A 16,993-nucleotide genomic window follows, 5' to 3' on the forward strand; every position below is an offset into this window, starting at 1 on the left:
TCATCCTTTCGACAGGTTCTTGTTGATAAGGGCGGCATAGTATCCGGCGCCGAAGCCGTTGTCAATGTTGACGACGGAGACGCCCGGCGCGCACGAGTTCAGCATCGCGAGCAGCGCGGCCATGCCCTGGAAGCTGGCGCCGTAGCCGATGCTGGTCGGCACGGCGATGACGGGCTTGGCCACCAAGCCGCCGACAACGCTCGTGAGCGCGCCCTCCATGCCGGCGGCGACGACGATCGCGTTCGCGCCGCGGATAACGGGCAGCCGGCGGAACAGGCGATGGATGCCGGCCACGCCGACATCGTAGACGCGTTCCACGTGGCTGCCCATGCATTCCGCGGTGAGCGCGGCTTCCTCCGCCACCGGCAGGTCGGACGTTCCGGCGCAGACGACGGCGACGTAGCCTTCATGCACCCGGAGAATCGGGTGCTTGAACCACGTCACCGCCCGGGCGGCCGGATGGTACGTCGCTCCGCCGACGGCGGCGGTCAGAAGCTCCGCCTTCGCGGCATCCACGCGCGTCGCCAGCACGCGGTCCGCATGCTGGACGAGCTTCTGGAAGATCGCGATGAGCTGCTCCGCCGTTTTGCCTTCGCCGAAAATGACTTCCGGGAAGCCGGTCCGCTTCTCCCGGTTGATGTCCAGCTGGGCGAAGCCCATGTCCGCCACGCCTTCCTCGAGAACGCTGGCTCGGGCCAGGTCCTCCAGCTTTTGCTTCGCATCGTCTATCGAGAGCCCGCCTTCCTGGACGAGCTTGAGAATGTGCTCCATGCTGTTCATTTTGAGGCTTCCCTCACTTTGTCGCGCGCTGCGGCGCTCAGCACCTCGTTCATGCTCCCCGTGCGGTAGCCTTGAAGATCAAGGGTGACGTAGTTGAAGCCGAGCCTGCGGAACTTCTCATAGATGGCGTCGTGATGCTCCAGCACCTTCGGAAACTCCTCGGGCATAACCTCGATCCGCGCGATTTTATCATGATGCCGTACGCGTACCTGATAGAAGCCCAGTGTGGAGAGAAAGAATTCCCCTTCGTCCAGCTGGTCGATTTTGTAGCGTTCGATCTTCGTTCCATACGGGATCCGCGAGGACAGGCATGCAAAGGACGGCTTGTTCCAGGTGGGCAGCCCGAGCTCCTTCGACAGCTGGCGGATTTCGTCCTTCTTCAAACCGGCCTCCTGAAGGGTGCTTCGCACGCCTTGCTCGTTTTTCGCCTGCAGACCGGGCCGGTAGTCGCCCAGGTCGTCCACGTTGGAGCCGTCGAGCAGGTAAGGGTACCCCAGCTCCGCAGCCAGCGTCTGCAGGTGCGAGTAAAGGCCCGTTTTGCAGTGGTAGCAGCGGTCCGGATTGTTCGCCACGAAATTCGCGTTCTCGAATTCCTTGACCTCGGTCTTGTAGACGCGCACGCCCATTTCTTCCGCAAGCTGAACGGCGGCGTCGAATTCCCGGCTCGGGAACGTCTCGGAAGCCGCGATAACGGCAAGCACCTGATCGCCCAGCTCCTGCTGTGCTCTCTTCAGGACGAAGGTGCTGTCCACCCCGCCCGAGAAAGCGACCATTACCCGTTCCATGCCGCGGAGAATTTCCCCGAGACGCTCGTTCTTCTCATCCATCGGTCTATGTTCACTCATGCCTGATTCCTCCTCACAGGTTAACCCAGCCTTGCCATGTCTTTTTGAAACGCTTACTTGGCGGCCCGTTCCTCAACAAGGTTGTCCGCCGTCTTTCCTAACCACTCGGACCCCGCAGGGGAGGGAATTTCCTCCCCGAGGCAGTGGCGGCCGCTAGTCTTCCGGCTTCCCGTCCAGTTTACCACAATTTGAAGAAGGGGAAGGGGAATCCAGGTTCAGCTGATAAAAAAACACATCCTGCCATTCCCCGAACTTCCGTCCGACCTCCCGCAAGTGCCCGGAAAGCTCATAGCCCAGCCGGCGGTGCAGCCGGATGCTGGCTTCGTTGCCTCCCGTTATGCAGGCGATCACTACATGGTAGCCGAGGGTGCGGGCCCGCTTCAGGATCTCGTCCATCAGGACACGGGCCAAGCCTTTTCCCCAATGGTCTTCGTGAATATAGACGGTGGATTCCACCGTTAAATCATAGCCCTTCTTCGGGCGGAAAGGCGAAATGTAGCAGTAGCCGGCCACTTCTCCGCCGTCCTCGGCTACGATAATCGGATAGCGGCCCCCATAGTGGGAAAACCATTCGGTCCGCTCTTCGAGCGTCTGCTCGTCGAGATCGAAGGTCGCGGTGTTCGTTACGATGGCCCGGTTGTAAATGGCCAGTATGCCAGGCAGGTCCTCGGGACCCGCATCGCGGATAATCATGGGATTGCCTCCATCCATGCAGCAAAGGTCGCCGTCTTCCGAGTCGGTTTCGCGTTGGGTTGTGACGGGAATCGACCTGAAGAAGGACCCGCCATAAAACGGCTTTTCGTTCGCGAAACGAAAGACGGTGTTTTCGTTTAATCATACCAGAATGATCGGGATTTGCGTATCCCTTTGTTCGGAGGCTGGGCGCGGGCTTTGCGGATTATGGTATGCAGGCATTTTCATGGTATAATGGAAGAATGAGCAAACCAGTGCCTTACCCGCAAATGAATTTCGGCTTTCCTATTGATTTTCGTGCGCATACAGAGGTTTTCTCACCAACAAAGTTACCGGATAAGGCACCAGAATCTACATAGAAAGCGGGAACCTGCATGTCATCCAAATCGCTGGACCGCAAGCCGGACTGGCTCAAAATCAAGCTGCAAACCGGAGACAATTTCAAGGAAATCAAGGGCATGATGCGTTCCAAAACCCTTCACACGGTGTGTGAGGAAGCCAAATGCCCCAATATATACGAGTGCTGGGCGAACCGCACAGCCACCTTCATGATCTTGGGCGACACCTGTACCCGGGCCTGCCGCTTCTGCGCGGTCAACACCGGGATGCCCACGGAGCTCGATCTTCAGGAGCCGGAGCGGGTGGCGGAGGCGGCCGAGCAGATGGGGCTGCGCCACTGCGTCATTACCTCGGTAGCCCGGGACGAGCTGCAGGATGGGGGGGCCTCCATCTTCGCGGGCTCGGTCCGCGCGGTAAAAAGCCGGCTGCCCCTATGCAGCGTGGAGGTGCTCATCCCCGATTTCATGGGCAATGAGCAGTCCCTCCGCACCGTGCTGGAAGCGAAGCCTCACATTCTGAATCATAACATCGAGACGGTGGAGCGTTTGTCCGACCGGGTCCGGTCGAAGGCCAAGTACAGGCGGACCCTGGAGCTTCTAAGCCGTTCGAGGCACATGGCCCCGGATATTCCGACCAAATCGAGCATCATGGTCGGGGTAGGGGAAGAGCGGGAAGAGGTGCTGCAGACGATGGACGACCTGAGGGCGGCCGGAGTTAGTATTCTGACGATCGGCCAATACCTGCAGCCGTCGCTGAAGCACTTGCCCGTCTCCAAATACTACACGCCGGAGGAATTCGCCGACTTCAAGGAAGAGGGCTTGAAGCGCGGGTTCCGCCACGTAGAATCCGGACCGCTTGTGCGTTCGTCCTACCATGCCCGTGAGCAGGTGGAATCCGCGTCGGGAGCGGGGAAATAGAGGGCGGGAGCCGGAACCGGCCCGTTAAGGAGGAGACCGTTGGTGTTTTATGTGGGCGGCAACGCGTATGAACTGATTAAGGAGAATAAAAACGGCTGGAACCTGGAGGCGTTCAAGGAACGCTACAGCGAGGTGCTGGAGAGGTACGATTATATTGTCGGGGACTGGGGCTACAACATGCTTCGTCTCCGCGGGTTCTTTAAGGACAACAACCCGAAAGGCTCGAAGGAGTTTTCCATCAGCGGGCTGGAGGATTATTTGAACGAATACTGCAATTTTGGGTGCGCTTATTTTGTCATCGAACGCACCAACGCCAAAACGCTGAAGCATGCTCCGCCTGAGGAGGAAACGCCGGAAGAGACTTCCGAAGCCGGTGGAGACCGGGAGACAGAAGGAGGAAGCGGGCAGGGCCCTGTCTTCATCCCCCGCAGCGCCCGGCAGCAGATGCATGCGAACAAGCGGCAGGCATCCGGGAAGCCGCAGCCTTCTCCGGGCCCCGCCAAGGAAAGCCAAAACGAACCGCCGGCTTCCTCGTCCAAAGGACAGGCACCCCGCTCTTCCGGACAGCCGTCCGAGAGACTGTGGCCGGACAAGCAGGCAGCAACGGACAAGCAGGCGGACAAAGGGAACGGAGGCGACCGGACAGGCGGCGACTCGAGGAAGCAGGGACAGCCGCATGGCCGGAACCGGTCGAATCCGGGACGCCCGCAGCCGAAAGGGCAGGGAGAAGCGAACGGAAGCCCGCGTCCACGCGGGGAGGGCGGCCAGGCCCAGGTGTCCGGCAGCGACCAAGGGCAGCGTCCGCGCGGCGACCAAAGCGGGCAAGGGCCCGGCTCGGGCGGCGGCCAGGGCCAGCGACCGCGCGATAAGCAGGGCGGTCAGGCGCAAGCCTCCGTCCGCGACCAAGGGCCGCGTCCTCGCGGCGAGCAGAACGGCCAAGGCCCGCGCCAGCGTGATGGGCAAAGCGGGCAAGCGAAGGGGGGCGGCAGCGAGCAGCGCACCCGGGCGGAGCAGGGCGGCGGTTCGAACCCGCGCGAACCGCGCGATCCGGGCGGTCCAGAAACGTCTTCCGGCAGCAGCCAAGGGTAGTTCAGGTGGCGGGATCCTTGCCCGCCTGCCTGACATTAGCGTAGACCAGGCCGTACCGGTCGCAAACGCAGAACCATGCCGGTCCACCAGGAGCATCCATAAAAAAGAAGCTGTTCTCCGGAAAGCAGGTTGCCGGAGGACAGCTTCTTCTTATTTAGGGATGCGGATAAGCTTTAAGCCTCATCCCTCCTCAGCCAAGCCCCGACCTGCCCCATCCATGCCCCGTTCTCATCGGCCAGCAGGGTCTCCCAGCCCAGCCGGGAGGCTTCGGCCAGGTTTCTCTCCTGGTCGTCTACGAACAGGATGGGGAAGCCGGGCTTCAGGAGGCGTGCGGCCCGCTCATAGATGCCGGGCTCGGGCTTGCGGAACCCGGTCTCGCTCGAGACCGTTACTCCCGCCAAATGCCCTTTGACCGGCTCGAGCAGGGGAAGGAGCCACTCGGCCCGGTGATTGCTCAGGATGTGCAGGTCCGCATAGCGGCTCCACTCCGGAAGCAGGCCGAGAGCGGGCAGCGGGACAAGGGCTTCCTGCAGCAGGCGGCGGCCTTGGGCCCGGCTAAGCGAAGGGCAGCACTGCTCCACCCAAGCCCAGAAGGCGTCCTCGCTCATTTTTCCCGTCCAGAGGGCTTCCCTTACCTGGGCCTGGTACCGTTCCCTCAGGTCCCCGTAAGCCATTCCGGCCGCGGAGGCCAGCCCTTCCCAGAAGGCTGGCAGGTCGGAAGCGAGTACTCCCCCCGCGTCCAGAACGAGCTGTTTTCTCGGTTTCGTCATGTCGTCTTCTCCTTTCATCCGGGCCCGGACAAGCGCAAAAAACCCCTTACGGGGTTTCGGGATCCGTTCCTTCTTGCGGGCCCCTTGAGCTGCTCTACAGTTCCCGAAGCCGTCGCCCGGGCTTGTCCTGTGCCTCATTTCATGTCCAATCCAATGAAGGACTTCTGCACCCGGTTCCAGAACGGATACGGACGGTAGCGGGCGAAGCGCACCTTCTGGGTGGCTACGCTGCAGCGGATGGACACCACGTCGTTGCGCTGGACGTTCAGATGGTCGAGCGTCAGGAGCAGATGCTTGTTAGCCTGCGGAAAAATATCGCAGTGATGATGCTTGGGCAGAATCATGGACGAACCGAGCGTCCGGAAAACGCGGTTGTTGATCGACGCGATTTCGGCAATCTGAATGGACTCGATGGACGGATGCACAAGGGCTCCACCGAGACTCTTGTTGTAGGCCGTGCTCCCCGAAGGGGTGGAAATGCAGATTCCGTCACCGCGGAACATTTCGAATGTCTCGTCGTTCAGGTTCAGCTGCGCCACCATGGTTTCCTCGACGCCTTTTAGAGTGAATTCATTAAGCGCGACATGGGTTTCGGTTCCCTCCTGGGTGCGGATCTGAATTTCGACAAGAGGATACTCGACGATGGTGGCGGGACTCGTTTCGCTGCCCATGACTTGGGCCAGATAATCCAGATCCTCGGGAAACCAGTCCGCAAAAAAGCCAAGCCGTCCCGTATGCAGCCCGACGAAGGAGAGGCGATCCAGCTGGTCCTTGTACCGGTGGAACGCCTGCAGCATGGTACCATCCCCGCCAATGGACAGCACGGTGTCCGGCTCCCTTTCGTCCAGAACCATGCCGTATTCCTTGGCCAGGACATGAAACCGTTCATTAAGCTGCTGGGAAACCTCGTCTCCGCGGTTGACTACGAAATATTTCAAAATGGCCCCTCCTACCGTTGCTCGCTATATAATAGAGTCCCCCGGCTGCTTCGTGAATCCCTGCTCCCGGAGGGCATTTATCTTTAAGCCTTATCTCTTCTCTATTTAATCAAAACCGCCTCTTAAAGGCAAATGCCGCCCGAAGGCGGCATAGGACAAGGTAGGGGGAAACGGACAACCGGGTCAACCGAACCGGATCTTACTTCACCGTGGAGAAGAGCAGCGGAACCTCGAACCGGTGGGCGAAGAGCGGGTGATAGGGCCGGATTCTCACGGAGTAATGCTGGATGTGAACGAGATGGGAAGGAATCTGCCCCCGGAACCGGAACACCCCATCGCCAAGATCGGCCTCCGGCTTCAGCGGCACGGGAACCGGATCCCAGATTCCCCGCGGATTCTCCGCGTAGTAGACGATCTCCACTCCCACATAGTCGGGGCGGATGGAACCGAGATACAGGTCGGCCTTGACCTCTTTGTTCCCGGGGGGAGCGGGTACCGCGGGGTCGTCCGTCACGGCTTTTACCGCCAAAGCCCCCCAATGCTCCCGAATAAACTTCTTGTAGCCGGCCAGCCGGGCGGCCTGTTCTCCTCCGTCCATGCTCATCAGACGGAAGCGCTCGATCGTGCGGCTGTAGAAATGTTCGGTATAATCCTGCACCATCCGATGGGTATTGTAGACGGGGGCCAGGGTGCCGATGGAGTTCTTCATCCGTTCCGCCCATTGCGGAGATCCTTCCTGCCGTTCGTAATACAAGGGAGCGATTTCGCGCTCCAGATTGGTGTACAGAGACTCGGCGTTCTGCTGTTCCTGGGTATGCCAGTCGGCATGGGGATCGGCTTCGATGGCCCAGCCGTTCGTGCCGTTATAGCCTTCTTCCCACCAGCCGTCGAGGACGCTGAAGTTAACCGCTCCGTTCATCGCCGCCTTCTCGCCGCTTGTTCCGCTTGCTTCGAGCGGCCGGAGCGGGTTATTCAACCAGATGTCTACGCCCTGCACGAGATAACGGGCCAGGCTCATGTCATAGTTCTCGAGAATGACGATCCGGCCTTTGAAGGCATCCATCTGGGATACGCGGTAGATTTCGCGGATCAGGTCCTGACCCGGGTGGTCGGCGGGGTGGGCCTTGCCTGCGAAAATAAACTGCACCGGGCGCTCCGGATGATTGACAATCCGGTTCAGCCGTTCCAGGTCCTTGAACAGGAGGTTGGCGCGCTTGTAAGTCGCGAAACGCCGGGCGAAGCCGATGGTGAGCGCATCCGGATTAAGGTACGTTCCGGCTTCGCGGATCCGCTCCTCGGATTCTCCGTTTCGGCGCCGCTGCTCTTGGAGGCTACGGCGTGCCAAATCAATCAGCTTAGCCTTCAAGGAGGAGTGGACCTTTAACAGGGACTCGTCGGGAAGGAGTCGAAGGGCTTCCCATACAGCGGATTCCGCTTGCCGCTCCACCCAGCCTCCCGGAAGGAACCGGTCGAACAGCTGCTGCAGCTCGGGAGCGAGCCACGTTAGCATGTGGACCCCGTTCGTCACGTGGCCGATCGGCACATCGTCGACGGGAATATTGCCGTGGAAGCTCCGGAACATAACCCGGGAAACATGGCCGTGAAGCTTGCTCACCCCATTCCGCAAGGACGCCGTATTCATGGCGAGGAAGGTCATGTTGAACAGGTCCTTCTCCCCGTCGTAGCCGAGCTCCAGGATCCGGTCCTTCTCATAGACCAGCTGGGAGAGAAGGGGATGAAGGTAATGCTCGACCATTCCGACCGGGAAGGCATCGTGTCCGGCCGGAACCGGGGTATGGGTCGTAAACACCGTGCTGGCGCGGATCAGCTCCAAGGCGGTGTCGTAAGGAACCCCCGCGTGAACATACTCCCTCATTCTCTCCACGGAGAGGAAGGCGGCATGCCCTTCGTTGATATGGTACACGTTCGGCTGCAGGCCGAGGGCGCGCAGGGCTTTGACCCCGCCGACGCCGAGGACGATCTCCTGCGCGATCCGCATGTCCTGGTTCCCCCCATAAAGCTGGGAGGTAAGCTCGCGGTCCTGCGGGCTGTTGCTTTCGAGATCGGCATCCAGCAGATAGAGAGGGACCCGGCCGACCTGAACGACCCAGACCTTAAGCTTGACCTGGCTGTCGCCGACGCCGGCTTCCACGATCACGTCGCTGCCGCCGATCTGAACGGGACGGACGGGCAGCTGGTTGAAATCATAGTCGACCCGGAGCGCCTGCTGGGAGCCCGAGGAGTCCAGCCGCTGCTGGAAATAGCCTTTTCTATAGAGAAGGCCTACGCCCACAAAGGGAAGGCCCAAATCACTTGCAGATTTGCAGTGGTCTCCCGCCAGAATGCCTAAGCCTCCGGAGTAGATAGGAAGGGATTCGTGGAAGCCGAACTCGGCGGAGAAATAAGCAATCGTGCCTCCGGCCTCGGGATGCTTCTCCCCGTACCAGGCTTTGCGGCTCTCATACTGCTCCCACTGGGCAGCCACTTTGCTGTACAGCTCGAGGTAAGAGGAATCGGAAGCCAGCCGGTCCCATGCTTCGGCGGAAGTCTCCTGCACCATTCGCACGGGATTGTGGTTGACCCTCTCCCACCGTTCCGGATCGATTTGTTCATACAGCTTGACGGCATCTGCGTTCCAGCTGAACCACAGATTATAGGATAAAGGCAGCAATTGCTTTAAGGAATCGGGAAGGACGGGTTGGTTTCTCTCCATGAACGGACTGCACCTCTTTCTATAAGGGAAGAATAATGGCAGTGCGGCATTCTCTCTTTATTTTTCCAACCCATTATACCTCCTTTTGGAAAACCAATGCAAAACCAATCCGACGGCAAGCAGCACGGCAAGGAAACCGGAAAAGGTAAGGGAAAGCGGGAAAACCGCTTCCTTCACAAGGACCTCGGCGGGAGGAAGGGTGCCGGTCCAGGCCATGACGGCGGAGGTTCCGAGCAGGCCGCTCATCAGGGGCCACAGCAGGACGGCCAGACAGGCGGCCATGACGGCATGCAGCAGACGGGCCGCGAGAAAGGGGGCATACCGCAGGTTGGTGCGGTGGAGCAGGCTTACAATCTGGGCATGGACGGACAGTCCTCCCCAGGACAGCACGAAGGCTGCCACCGCTGCCTTGTAGACCAGGGGAACCGCCGGGCCGGCCTGGCCCGCAGCCTTGGCCCCCAGGGTAACCTCGAAAAAGCCGTTCACCACCGCCTCGGATAACGCCCGCGGAAAACCGGCCCCCTGTAGAAGCGTATTCACCGATCCGTAAAATAAATCCAAGAGATGGCTCGATCTCATCGTTTCCATCAGCACGGAGAAGAAGACGACCAGGGCCCCGACGACGAAAATCAAAGACAGCGAAGTGGCGATTCCCTGCTGAAGCAGGGTGCCGATCGACCGCCCGTCGCGGATTCGCGCCTGATGCATCGCATCGAAGGAACGGCGGAGAAGGGACCCTCCGCCTTTGTCGGAGGGCCGGGGCGTGGCGGGCGTGCCGCGTCCATGGAACCTCATGAGAAAGCCGAGCAGCATGGCCGCTCCATAATGAGAGGCGGCGAGCAGGAGGGCGATCCTTCCGTCGCTGAAGAAACCGACCGACACCGCTCCGATCAGGAAGATGGGGTCGGATGAGGTGGTAAAGGCCACAAGCCGTTCCCCCTCTTCCCGGGAAATCAGCTTCTGCTCCCACAGCTGGGCGGTCAGCCGGGCCCCGACGGGGTAGCCGGAGGCGAAGCCCATCGCCATCACAAAGCCGCCGATCCCGGGGATGCGGAAAACCGGCCGCATGAGCGGGTCGAGCAGCGTTCCGAAGAAATGGACGATGCCGAAGCCGAGCAGCATTTCGGACAGCAGGAAGAAAGGGAACAGGGCCGGGAAGAGCACGTCCCACCAGATCGCGACTCCCCTTACCGCGGCCTCCATGCCTTCCGCCGGAAACCGCAGCAGAAGAACGAAGAAGGCGAGAGAGGCCGCGGCCGGAAGATAAAGCGAATGGATGCGCAGCGAGGACATCGGGATTCTCCTCCTTTTCGGGTAGAAGGCGGGAAGCCTCGTCCCGCCGAACTCTTTTTACCTATATGAGGAGAGAAAGAAGTACATGCCGGGTATCTGCTCGGGACTGGGCTTTTGTGGTACAATATAGAGACACTACACATAGGGGAGCTGGTCGTTATGGTCAGTGTAATTACGGCTCTGTTGGTTTGTGCTTATGTGTTCGTCATCAAGGAGAATTTGATGGGCCCTGAAGACGATGCGGATTATTGAAGACAGGAAGAAGGAGTACGACCGTTATGCCTGACAACCGAGAGTTTACCTTATATGAAGCGATCGGCGGAGAGAAAGCGGTCCGGAAGCTGGTGAATGCCTTTTACCCTTTGGTTCAGGCGAATCCGCTGATCGGTCCGCTTTTTCCCGATGATATCGAGCCCGTCCGGGAGAAGCAGTTCTTGTTCTTGACCCAGTTCTTCGGGGGACCGCCTCTCTATTCGGAGCGGTACGGACACCCGATGATGCGCGCCCGCCATCTGCCGTTCCCGATTACCCCCGAGAGGGCCGATGCTTGGCTGGGCTGCATGAGCCGCGCCTTGGACAGCCTCCAGCTGGAGGAAGACCTCAAAGGCTTCGTGCTGGAGCGACTTAAAGCCCCGGCCTATCATTTTATTAACAGCTGAGCCCACGCGACGCAGCCAGAAGCCGGAGAGGATGACCCCCATGCTGGAGCCCTTGTACCAAACGAAGAACACCTGCCTGGTTTGTGAACGGGAGTTTACCACCTCCCGGGTGCGGAGCAGCTTCAAAAGACCGGTCCGCACCGAGAGCGATTTCTATATGGTGTTCAAGGAGATCAATCCCGACTACTATGTGGTGGCCGTCTGCCCCTCGTGCGGATATGCCTCTACGGAAAATTTTCATCCCCAGCTGGCACCGGTTCATCGGGCGGCCCTTCAAGAGAAGGTCGGCCGGAACTGGTCCTTCCGGGATTATGGGGGAAGCCGGACCTGGGAGGACGCTCTCGCCACCTACAAGTTGGCCCTTGTCTGTGCCCAGGCCAAACAAGAAAAAGACCGGGTGATCGCCGGTCTTCTTCACCATATCGCCTGGCTGTACCGGGAGAAGGAGGATCACGCCCAGGAGCAGCGGTTCCTTGCCTTCGCCATGCAGGCGTATCTTTCGGTTTATGAACGGGAAGGGGGCAGTGTCAACAATGCCCGCCTTATGTATTTGCTCGGTGAGCTGAACCGCCGGCTTGGCCGGTATTCCGAAGCGGTGCAGTGGTTCTCGCGGGTCGTGAACGACAAGAGCATCATGGATGCCGCCATGATTCGGACCTCCCGCGATCAATGGGAGGTCACCCGGCAGGATATGGCCGCGAAAGCGGAAGAGGCGTAACACGCCGGCCGGTTGAACCCCGACCGGCCGTCAGGGATCAGGCCCCGGGGATTCGGCTTCCGTGTCCCTTCATGACGGCCGGCAGGGTATCTTCATAGATGGTATATTTGCTTTTGCCTGTATGCTTGGAATAATAGAGGGCCTCGTCGGCTTGCGCAATCAGCCGGCGGAGGTCCTCTTTCGGCTGCTTCGCGGCGGCCGCTCCCACCGAGATGGTGATCCGTCCGTCCGGCTGCACCTCTCGCTTAGGAAAAGGGTAGTCGCTGACCGTCCGGCACAGCTTACCGGCGAGTACCGCCATGCTGATGTCATCGCAGCCGCTCGACATGACGATGAATTCTTCTCCACCGTAGCGGGCCACATAATCCTTCTCTCCCGCTGCGCTTCTAAGCACCGCACCGGCTTCCTGGAGAAGCTGGTCTCCTTGCAGATGGCCGAGCCGGTCATTGTAATTTTTGAAGTCGTCGATATCGAGCATGAGGATGGCGATCGGCTGTTCTTTGAGCGTGTTCTCGGCGATTCTCATAAAGCTTCTAAGGTTGGGCAGCCGCGTGAGACGGTCCTGGCTGGCCATCAGCTCAAGCTTGCGCTGGTCGAACCAAGCCGAGCTTTCCTCGTTCAGCATGGCAATAAGAAGAAAGACCATGACAATCGAGACGGCCCATTCCACGGTATTGCCCGCCAATGCCACTAGTCCGCGGGAGGAGGGGTCATAGAGCGTGGTCCCGAAGCGCAGAAGATACAGAACGGAGCAAATGGCTACCCCGTCCCAAATCTTGATCCGGCTGTAGCCGCTGCGGTATTCGCCCTTGTGAAAGAAGGAAGAAATGATGGATGGGATCAGAAGACCGTGAAGAATACCGGGCAGCGGGTCGGCCTCCCGAAAGAGAAGGGCGTACAGAATGGGAGGAACCGTCGAGAGCAGGCCGTAAGCTCCCCCGAAACGCAGCGAGACCATGATGACCGGGGCGTACCTCATGTCATGCATGGGAAAGCCCACGGGGTGAGGCAGCGCCATCATCACGATCGAAGCTAGGCCCGTCAATAGGGAAACGGGAAGAAGCCGGTCCGTTCCCATCCGGCCGCGAAGCTTTATGGCTATATAGCTAATGGTCATCAAGGCGCAGGCGTTCATAACCAGGACGAGAATATCGTTCATTGGAACCACTCGCTTGCATGTGGAATAGGTACAAAGTCTCAATTTCTATTATAACAAAAATTTCCTCTTTTCCTAGGGGAACAGCTCTTTTATTTATAGGAAAGATTAAGCTTCCGGGACGGAACAAGTGGAAAACATAAAGCGGCATGGCCGCTAGCGGCCATGCCGGATTCAGGTTCTGTCCGTTCTTCTTCCACGCAGAGGCTGGTCGGCCAGAAGATAATCGGGATCGTTGTCGACGATCGTGACCCTGCTGTAGCAGCAGGGGAAGACCAGAAGCTTCTTGGCCCCTTCGCGGATCGGCTGCAGATCCTTCGTCCGCAGAGGGAGAAGCACGTTCTCACTGCCGCAGAAGGGGCATTCCCGGACATAAACGTCCTTCTGAACGGTTTCGTACGGCCAGGTGCGGTCGAATGGAATCATGATTGCGGTCCGCGGGCTTCGGATTCCGCGGCTTGCGCTTTCTTGGCTTCTTCCTCTTCGGCCTGCTGCTTGGCCAGCTCGCCCAGCTTCTGCAGCAGAATATGCTGCGGCATGTGCATCAGGTTCTCCAGGGGCACCTTGAGCATTTCGGATAATTTAACGGCCGTTTCCGGGGAAATTTGCAGGGGACGCATAGCGGTCATCCTTTCTAAAGGTAGGCTGCTTTTTGACTACATTTAATCATACTGGCGGAAGGACCGCAAACGTCAGGGAGGTATTCGGCCGGTGTAAGGCCTCCGTCCGGAAGAGGAGGCGTTCGTTTTACCCTGCCGGGGGAAGTATGATTAAATGGGAGGACGGAACCACCATCCTACCGATAGAAAGGACGATAAAGGAATGAAGCAGCCACTGAACCCGACCTGGGAGCTGGATTCGATCTTTGAAGGGGGGAGCGGGTCTCCCGCCTTTGCTTCCTTCCTGGACGAAATCGCGGAGGAAACCGCGGCATTCTCCGGCCGTCTTGACCAGGCCGAGGAGCTCCCCGAAGAACGGCGGGCCGAGAAGATCCCGGCACTGCTTGGCAGCCTCCAGACGATCCTGAAGAAGCTGAGGGAAGCGGAATCGTTCGCCGGCTGTCTGGCGGCCGAGAACCAGAGCGACCGGCGGGCCGTCCAGCTGGGCGGCCGGATCAAGGGACTGTCGGCGGCCTATCAGTCCGCCCTCACCCGGTTTGACCGTCTGCTGACCGGGCTTCCGGAGGAAGCTTTCCGCCGTCTGCTGGAGCAGCCGCCGGCATCCGGGGTAGCCTTCTCCCTGGAGGAACGCCGCGCACTCGCCAAGGAGAAGCTGCCGCCGGAGCAGGAGTCGCTCGTGAACGATCTGGCCGTTGACGGCTACCACGGCTGGGGCGATCTCTACGATACGACGGTCAGCCGGATGCGCATTCCTTATGAGGATAACGGCCAAACCGTGGAGCTGTCCGCCGGACAGATGTACAACAAGCTCCATACACCGGACCGGGAGAAGCGGAAGCAGCTGTTCCGGCAGTGGGAAGCGAGCTGGGAGGAGCAGGCGGATTTCTGTGCGGACGCCCTTAACCATCTCGCCGGCTTCCGGCTTGCCCTTTACCGGAACCGGGGCTGGGATTCCGTCTTGAAGGAACCTCTTGCCATCAACCGAATGTCGGAGAAGACGTTAGACGCCATGTGGGGCGCCATCGCCCGCAGCAAGCCGGTTCTCGTTGAGTATCTTCAGCGCAAGGCGAAGCTGCTCGGGACGGAGACGCTCGACTGGCACGATGTGGAGGCCCCGATCGGCGGCTCCGGCCGTGAGTACAGCTACGACGAGGGAGCCGCCCTCATCGTGGAGCAGTTCCGCCGATTCAGCCCGAAGATGGCGGACTTCGCCGAGCTCGCCTTCGAGAAGCGGTGGATCGAGGCGGAGGACCGACCGGGCAAAAGACCGGGAGGCTTCTGCACGTCCTTCCCGGTGAGCGGAGAGACGCGGATCTTCATGACGTTCGGAGGGACGGCCTCCAACGTCTCCACGCTCGCCCACGAGCTCGGCCATGCCTACCACCAGTACGTCATGGACGACCTGCCTGCGCTGGCGCAGGAGTACGCGATGAACGTCGCCGAAACGGCCTCGACTTTCGCCGAGATGATTGTAAGCGACGCCGCTATCCGGCAGGCGGGCGAAGAAGAGAAGCTCGGCCTGCTCGAGGACAAAATCCAGCGGACGGTCGCGTTCTTCCTAAACATTCATGCCCGGCTGCTGTTTGAAACCCGCTTCTATGAGGAGCGCCGCAAAGGGCTTGTCGGAACCGAACGCCTGAACGAGCTTATGGTGGAAGCGCAGAAGGAAGCGTTCAGCGGCGCTCTCGGCGAGTACCATCCGCATTTCTGGGCGGCGAAGCTCCATTTCTATGCAACCGATGTTCCCTTCTACAACTTCCCGTACACATTCGGCTACTTGTTCAGCGCCGGCTTGTACGCCCAGGCCGTCAAGGAGGGCGAAGGCTTCGAAGACCGCTACATTGCCCTGCTTCGCGACACGGCCAGCATGACCGTGGAGGAGCTGGCGAAGAAGCATCTCGGCGTCGACCTGGAGCAGCCCGATTTTTGGGATAGGGCCGTCGGACTCTGTGTCGAAGATATACACCAATTCCTGGAAATGACTAAATAGGGAATCGGGATTCGGGGGGACCTGCCCCGGGATTTAGGACTATAAGCCCAATTAATGGAAAGGGACGCCATGGTATACTGGAATTGTTTCCAACCAACGACCCCAGAGATTCCGGGCAGCCGGAATTCTAACGACGAAGGACGGAACCCCTCCATTACTCCCCGGGCAGGTGAACCTGGAATGGCGTTATCCAACTGCAAGCAATGCGGGAAGCTGTTTCTCCGCCAGAAATCGGCCTACTGCCGCGACTGCCAAGCGGCCAATGACGAGTATTATTTCGAGCTCCGCCGCTATATCAAAGCTCATCCGAACAGCACCATGCTGGAAATTCACGAGAAAACGGGAATCCCGCTCGCCAAGCTCCTGGAGCTTCAGCGGCAGGATTACGCCCCTTTCGGAGCCTAAAGGAGAGCGCTTATGCTGATAAAACCGTATCTGCATCATATAAGCTTGAATGTGACCGACCTGGAGCGCTCCAAAGCCTTCTACGGAGGCGTTCTGGGACTGGAGCCGCTCGAGCGGCCCCCCTTTGACTTCCTCGGAGCATGGTATTCGCTCGGGGACAACCAGCAGCTTCACTTGATCCTCTATGACGGCGAGACCCTCCGCAGCGGCGAGATCAACTCGCGGGACGGCCATTTTGCCATCCGGGTGGAGAGCTTCCGGCAGGCCGTCCAATGGGCGGAGGAGGCCGGCATTCCTTACGACGCGAGACCGAATGCGAGAGCGGGCTTTCCCCAGCTGTACATCCTGGATCCCGACCGCAACATCATTGAGATCAATGCCGAGTCGCTGGACTGATTTCCGCCTTGGTATTTCCAAACTAATCTTCAGCAGCCAGCCCGGTTCCAGCGGGTTGGTTTTTTCCATTTGTACGAGCTTTTTTATCCGGAAGGTAACGAGCTTATGGAAGCGCTTAATGGCAGGTGGGGCTTAGGATCTACGTTCCCAATAAAGAACGTGCAGAAAATGGAAAAAAAGTTATTGAATTCTGAAAAGTCCCCCTATATAATAGGTCTCAAGACCTGCATAATATTACATAAATTTTACTTTATCTAGCAAAGGAGGGACTTTAGTGATTCTGGAACAACTCCCCCTGTCCAAGCAGGTTGAGATTGTTTTCCGCGAAATCAAGGATGAGCTGTGCCATCTTTCTTCCGGAATCGTGTTTATTCAAGTCCGCAACAACGTCGTCGGGAAATTCGGAGTGAAGCACAACCCGATGGAGAGCAAGAGCGGGGTCCTGGAGGCGGCTGAGAAGGGGCTGACCGAGCTCCATTTTCATGAATTCCGCAAAATGGCGGTGGATTCGCTCCGCTACAAGAAGAACTGGACGCATGGGGAAATTTTTTATGAGTTCGCCGTCAAAAAAGAAAGTCTTTACGCGAGCTTCCAGTTTGAGTCCAATTACAACATGGCTAGCCTGTTCATGAACAAGGAAGCGAAGAGAGACATCCGGGAGACGGTGTAAGG

General features: G+C 59.1%; 18 protein-coding genes. 8 read left to right on the forward strand and 10 right to left on the reverse strand.

From position 1 onward, the window contains the following. From larB to MJA45_RS05975, 3 genes are all read right to left on the reverse strand, one after another. Positions 1-780 (reverse strand): nickel pincer cofactor biosynthesis protein LarB, encoded by a 780-nt coding sequence (larB, locus tag MJA45_RS05965; RefSeq protein WP_315606353.1) that lies wholly within the window; start codon positions 778-780, stop codon positions 1-3. Next, entirely contained in the window at positions 777-1,625 is an 849-nt protein-coding gene (larE, locus tag MJA45_RS05970) for an ATP-dependent sacrificial sulfur transferase LarE (RefSeq protein ID WP_315606354.1), read from the reverse strand. Before larE ends, larB begins: the two co-directional genes overlap by 4 nt. Before the next feature lie 153 nt (positions 1,626-1,778). After that, on the reverse strand, positions 1,779-2,318 hold the full coding sequence (locus MJA45_RS05975; RefSeq protein ID WP_315606355.1) for a GNAT family N-acetyltransferase: 540 nt from the start codon (positions 2,316-2,318) through the stop codon (positions 1,779-1,781). A 374-nt stretch (positions 2,319-2,692) separates the two neighbouring features. Here MJA45_RS05975 and lipA point away from each other — a divergent pair, with 374 nt between their 5' ends. Together lipA and MJA45_RS05985 are read left to right on the forward strand one after the other, a co-directional pair. Beyond that, entirely contained in the window at positions 2,693-3,574 is an 882-nt protein-coding gene (lipA, locus tag MJA45_RS05980; protein WP_315606356.1) for a lipoyl synthase, read from the forward strand. Positions 3,575-3,616: 42 nt separating this feature from the next. Further along, positions 3,617-4,663: a YutD-like domain-containing protein gene (locus tag MJA45_RS05985; RefSeq protein ID WP_315607945.1), complete on the forward strand. Its 1,047-nt coding sequence runs from the start codon at positions 3,617-3,619 to the stop codon at positions 4,661-4,663. A gap of 173 nt (positions 4,664-4,836) precedes the next feature. On the opposite strand, the gene MJA45_RS05990 is transcribed toward MJA45_RS05985, so the two are convergent. From MJA45_RS05990 to ylbJ, 4 genes are all read right to left on the reverse strand, one after another. Further along, a complete protein-coding gene (locus MJA45_RS05990) occupies positions 4,837-5,433 on the reverse strand; it encodes an HAD-IA family hydrolase (RefSeq protein WP_315606357.1) in 597 nt (198 codons plus the stop codon). A gap of 134 nt (positions 5,434-5,567) precedes the next feature. Further along, positions 5,568-6,371 carry an NAD kinase gene (locus MJA45_RS05995; RefSeq protein ID WP_315606358.1) on the reverse strand — a complete coding sequence of 268 codons (804 nt, stop codon included), beginning with the start codon at positions 6,369-6,371 and terminating at the stop codon, positions 5,568-5,570. A 199-nt stretch (positions 6,372-6,570) separates the two neighbouring features. Continuing rightward, the gene (gene glgP / locus MJA45_RS06000) at positions 6,571-9,084 is read right to left on the reverse strand and encodes an alpha-glucan family phosphorylase (protein ID WP_315606359.1); all 2,514 of its coding nucleotides are present in this window, start codon (positions 9,082-9,084) and stop codon (positions 6,571-6,573) included. Positions 9,085-9,141: 57 nt separating this feature from the next. Next, positions 9,142-10,377 (reverse strand): sporulation integral membrane protein YlbJ, encoded by a 1,236-nt coding sequence (gene ylbJ / locus MJA45_RS06005; RefSeq protein WP_315606360.1) that lies wholly within the window; start codon positions 10,375-10,377, stop codon positions 9,142-9,144. A 278-nt stretch (positions 10,378-10,655) separates the two neighbouring features. Here ylbJ and MJA45_RS06010 point away from each other — a divergent pair, with 278 nt between their 5' ends. Further along, positions 10,656-11,036 carry a globin domain-containing protein gene (locus MJA45_RS06010; protein WP_315606361.1) on the forward strand — a complete coding sequence of 127 codons (381 nt, stop codon included), beginning with the start codon at positions 10,656-10,658 and terminating at the stop codon, positions 11,034-11,036. 40 nt (positions 11,037-11,076) lie between these two features. Beyond that, on the forward strand, positions 11,077-11,754 hold the full coding sequence (locus MJA45_RS06015; protein ID WP_315606362.1) for a DUF2225 domain-containing protein: 678 nt from the start codon (positions 11,077-11,079) through the stop codon (positions 11,752-11,754). 37 nt (positions 11,755-11,791) lie between these two features. Here MJA45_RS06015 and MJA45_RS06020 read toward each other — a convergent pair whose 3' ends face one another. The 3 genes from MJA45_RS06020 to MJA45_RS06030 all read right to left on the reverse strand — a co-directional run bounded on the left by MJA45_RS06020 (position 11,792) and on the right by MJA45_RS06030 (position 13,530). After that, positions 11,792-12,913 (reverse strand): GGDEF domain-containing protein, encoded by a 1,122-nt coding sequence (locus tag MJA45_RS06020; RefSeq protein WP_315606363.1) that lies wholly within the window; start codon positions 12,911-12,913, stop codon positions 11,792-11,794. A 171-nt stretch (positions 12,914-13,084) separates the two neighbouring features. Then, a complete protein-coding gene (locus MJA45_RS06025) occupies positions 13,085-13,336 on the reverse strand; it encodes a hypothetical protein (protein WP_315606364.1) in 252 nt (83 codons plus the stop codon). Then, on the reverse strand, positions 13,333-13,530 hold the full coding sequence (locus tag MJA45_RS06030; RefSeq protein ID WP_315606365.1) for a YycC family protein: 198 nt from the start codon (positions 13,528-13,530) through the stop codon (positions 13,333-13,335). Before MJA45_RS06030 ends, MJA45_RS06025 begins: the two co-directional genes overlap by 4 nt. A gap of 202 nt (positions 13,531-13,732) precedes the next feature. Here MJA45_RS06030 and MJA45_RS06035 point away from each other — a divergent pair, with 202 nt between their 5' ends. The 4 genes from MJA45_RS06035 (at position 13,733) to MJA45_RS06050 (ending at position 16,991) form a co-directional block, all read left to right on the forward strand. Beyond that, positions 13,733-15,520: a M3 family oligoendopeptidase gene (locus MJA45_RS06035; RefSeq protein ID WP_315606366.1), complete on the forward strand. Its 1,788-nt coding sequence runs from the start codon at positions 13,733-13,735 to the stop codon at positions 15,518-15,520. 180 nt (positions 15,521-15,700) lie between these two features. Then, on the forward strand, positions 15,701-15,925 hold the full coding sequence (locus tag MJA45_RS06040) for a hypothetical protein (RefSeq protein ID WP_315606367.1): 225 nt from the start codon (positions 15,701-15,703) through the stop codon (positions 15,923-15,925). Positions 15,926-15,937: 12 nt separating this feature from the next. After that, positions 15,938-16,321 (forward strand): VOC family protein, encoded by a 384-nt coding sequence (locus MJA45_RS06045; RefSeq protein WP_315606368.1) that lies wholly within the window; start codon positions 15,938-15,940, stop codon positions 16,319-16,321. 274 nt (positions 16,322-16,595) lie between these two features. Continuing rightward, entirely contained in the window at positions 16,596-16,991 is a 396-nt protein-coding gene (locus MJA45_RS06050) for an O-methyltransferase (protein WP_315606369.1), read from the forward strand. Positions 16,992-16,993: the final 2 nt, after the last annotated feature.

It is taken from the genome of Paenibacillus aurantius, from assembly GCF_032268605.1.
GTDB classification, from domain to species: domain Bacteria; phylum Bacillota; class Bacilli; order Paenibacillales; family NBRC-103111; genus Paenibacillus_AO; species Paenibacillus_AO aurantius.

Excerpts from the sequence above, each read along its gene's own strand:
- larB (WP_315606353.1), bottom strand. The coding sequence starts at position 780 with ATGAACAGCATGGAGCACATTCTCAAGCTCGTCCAGGAAGGCGGGCTC.
- larE (WP_315606354.1), bottom strand. The coding sequence starts at position 1,625 with ATGAGTGAACATAGACCGATGGATGAGAAGAACGAGCGTCTCGGGGAA.
- MJA45_RS05975 (WP_315606355.1), bottom strand. The coding sequence starts at position 2,318 with ATGATTATCCGCGATGCGGGTCCCGAGGACCTGCCTGGCATACTGGCC.
- lipA (WP_315606356.1), top strand. The coding sequence starts at position 2,693 with ATGTCATCCAAATCGCTGGACCGCAAGCCGGACTGGCTCAAAATCAAG.
- MJA45_RS05990 (WP_315606357.1), bottom strand. The coding sequence starts at position 5,433 with ATGACGAAACCGAGAAAACAGCTCGTTCTGGACGCGGGGGGAGTACTC.
- glgP (WP_315606359.1), bottom strand. The coding sequence starts at position 9,084 with ATGGAGAGAAACCAACCCGTCCTTCCCGATTCCTTAAAGCAATTGCTG.
- ylbJ (WP_315606360.1), bottom strand. The coding sequence starts at position 10,377 with ATGTCCTCGCTGCGCATCCATTCGCTTTATCTTCCGGCCGCGGCCTCT.
- MJA45_RS06010 (WP_315606361.1), top strand. The coding sequence starts at position 10,656 with ATGCCTGACAACCGAGAGTTTACCTTATATGAAGCGATCGGCGGAGAG.
- MJA45_RS06015 (WP_315606362.1), top strand. The coding sequence starts at position 11,077 with ATGCTGGAGCCCTTGTACCAAACGAAGAACACCTGCCTGGTTTGTGAA.
- MJA45_RS06020 (WP_315606363.1), bottom strand. The coding sequence starts at position 12,913 with ATGAACGATATTCTCGTCCTGGTTATGAACGCCTGCGCCTTGATGACC.
- MJA45_RS06025 (WP_315606364.1), bottom strand. The coding sequence starts at position 13,336 with ATGATTCCATTCGACCGCACCTGGCCGTACGAAACCGTTCAGAAGGAC.
- MJA45_RS06030 (WP_315606365.1), bottom strand. The coding sequence starts at position 13,530 with ATGCGTCCCCTGCAAATTTCCCCGGAAACGGCCGTTAAATTATCCGAA.
- MJA45_RS06035 (WP_315606366.1), top strand. The coding sequence starts at position 13,733 with ATGAAGCAGCCACTGAACCCGACCTGGGAGCTGGATTCGATCTTTGAA.
- MJA45_RS06040 (WP_315606367.1), top strand. The coding sequence starts at position 15,701 with ATGGCGTTATCCAACTGCAAGCAATGCGGGAAGCTGTTTCTCCGCCAG.
- MJA45_RS06045 (WP_315606368.1), top strand. The coding sequence starts at position 15,938 with ATGCTGATAAAACCGTATCTGCATCATATAAGCTTGAATGTGACCGAC.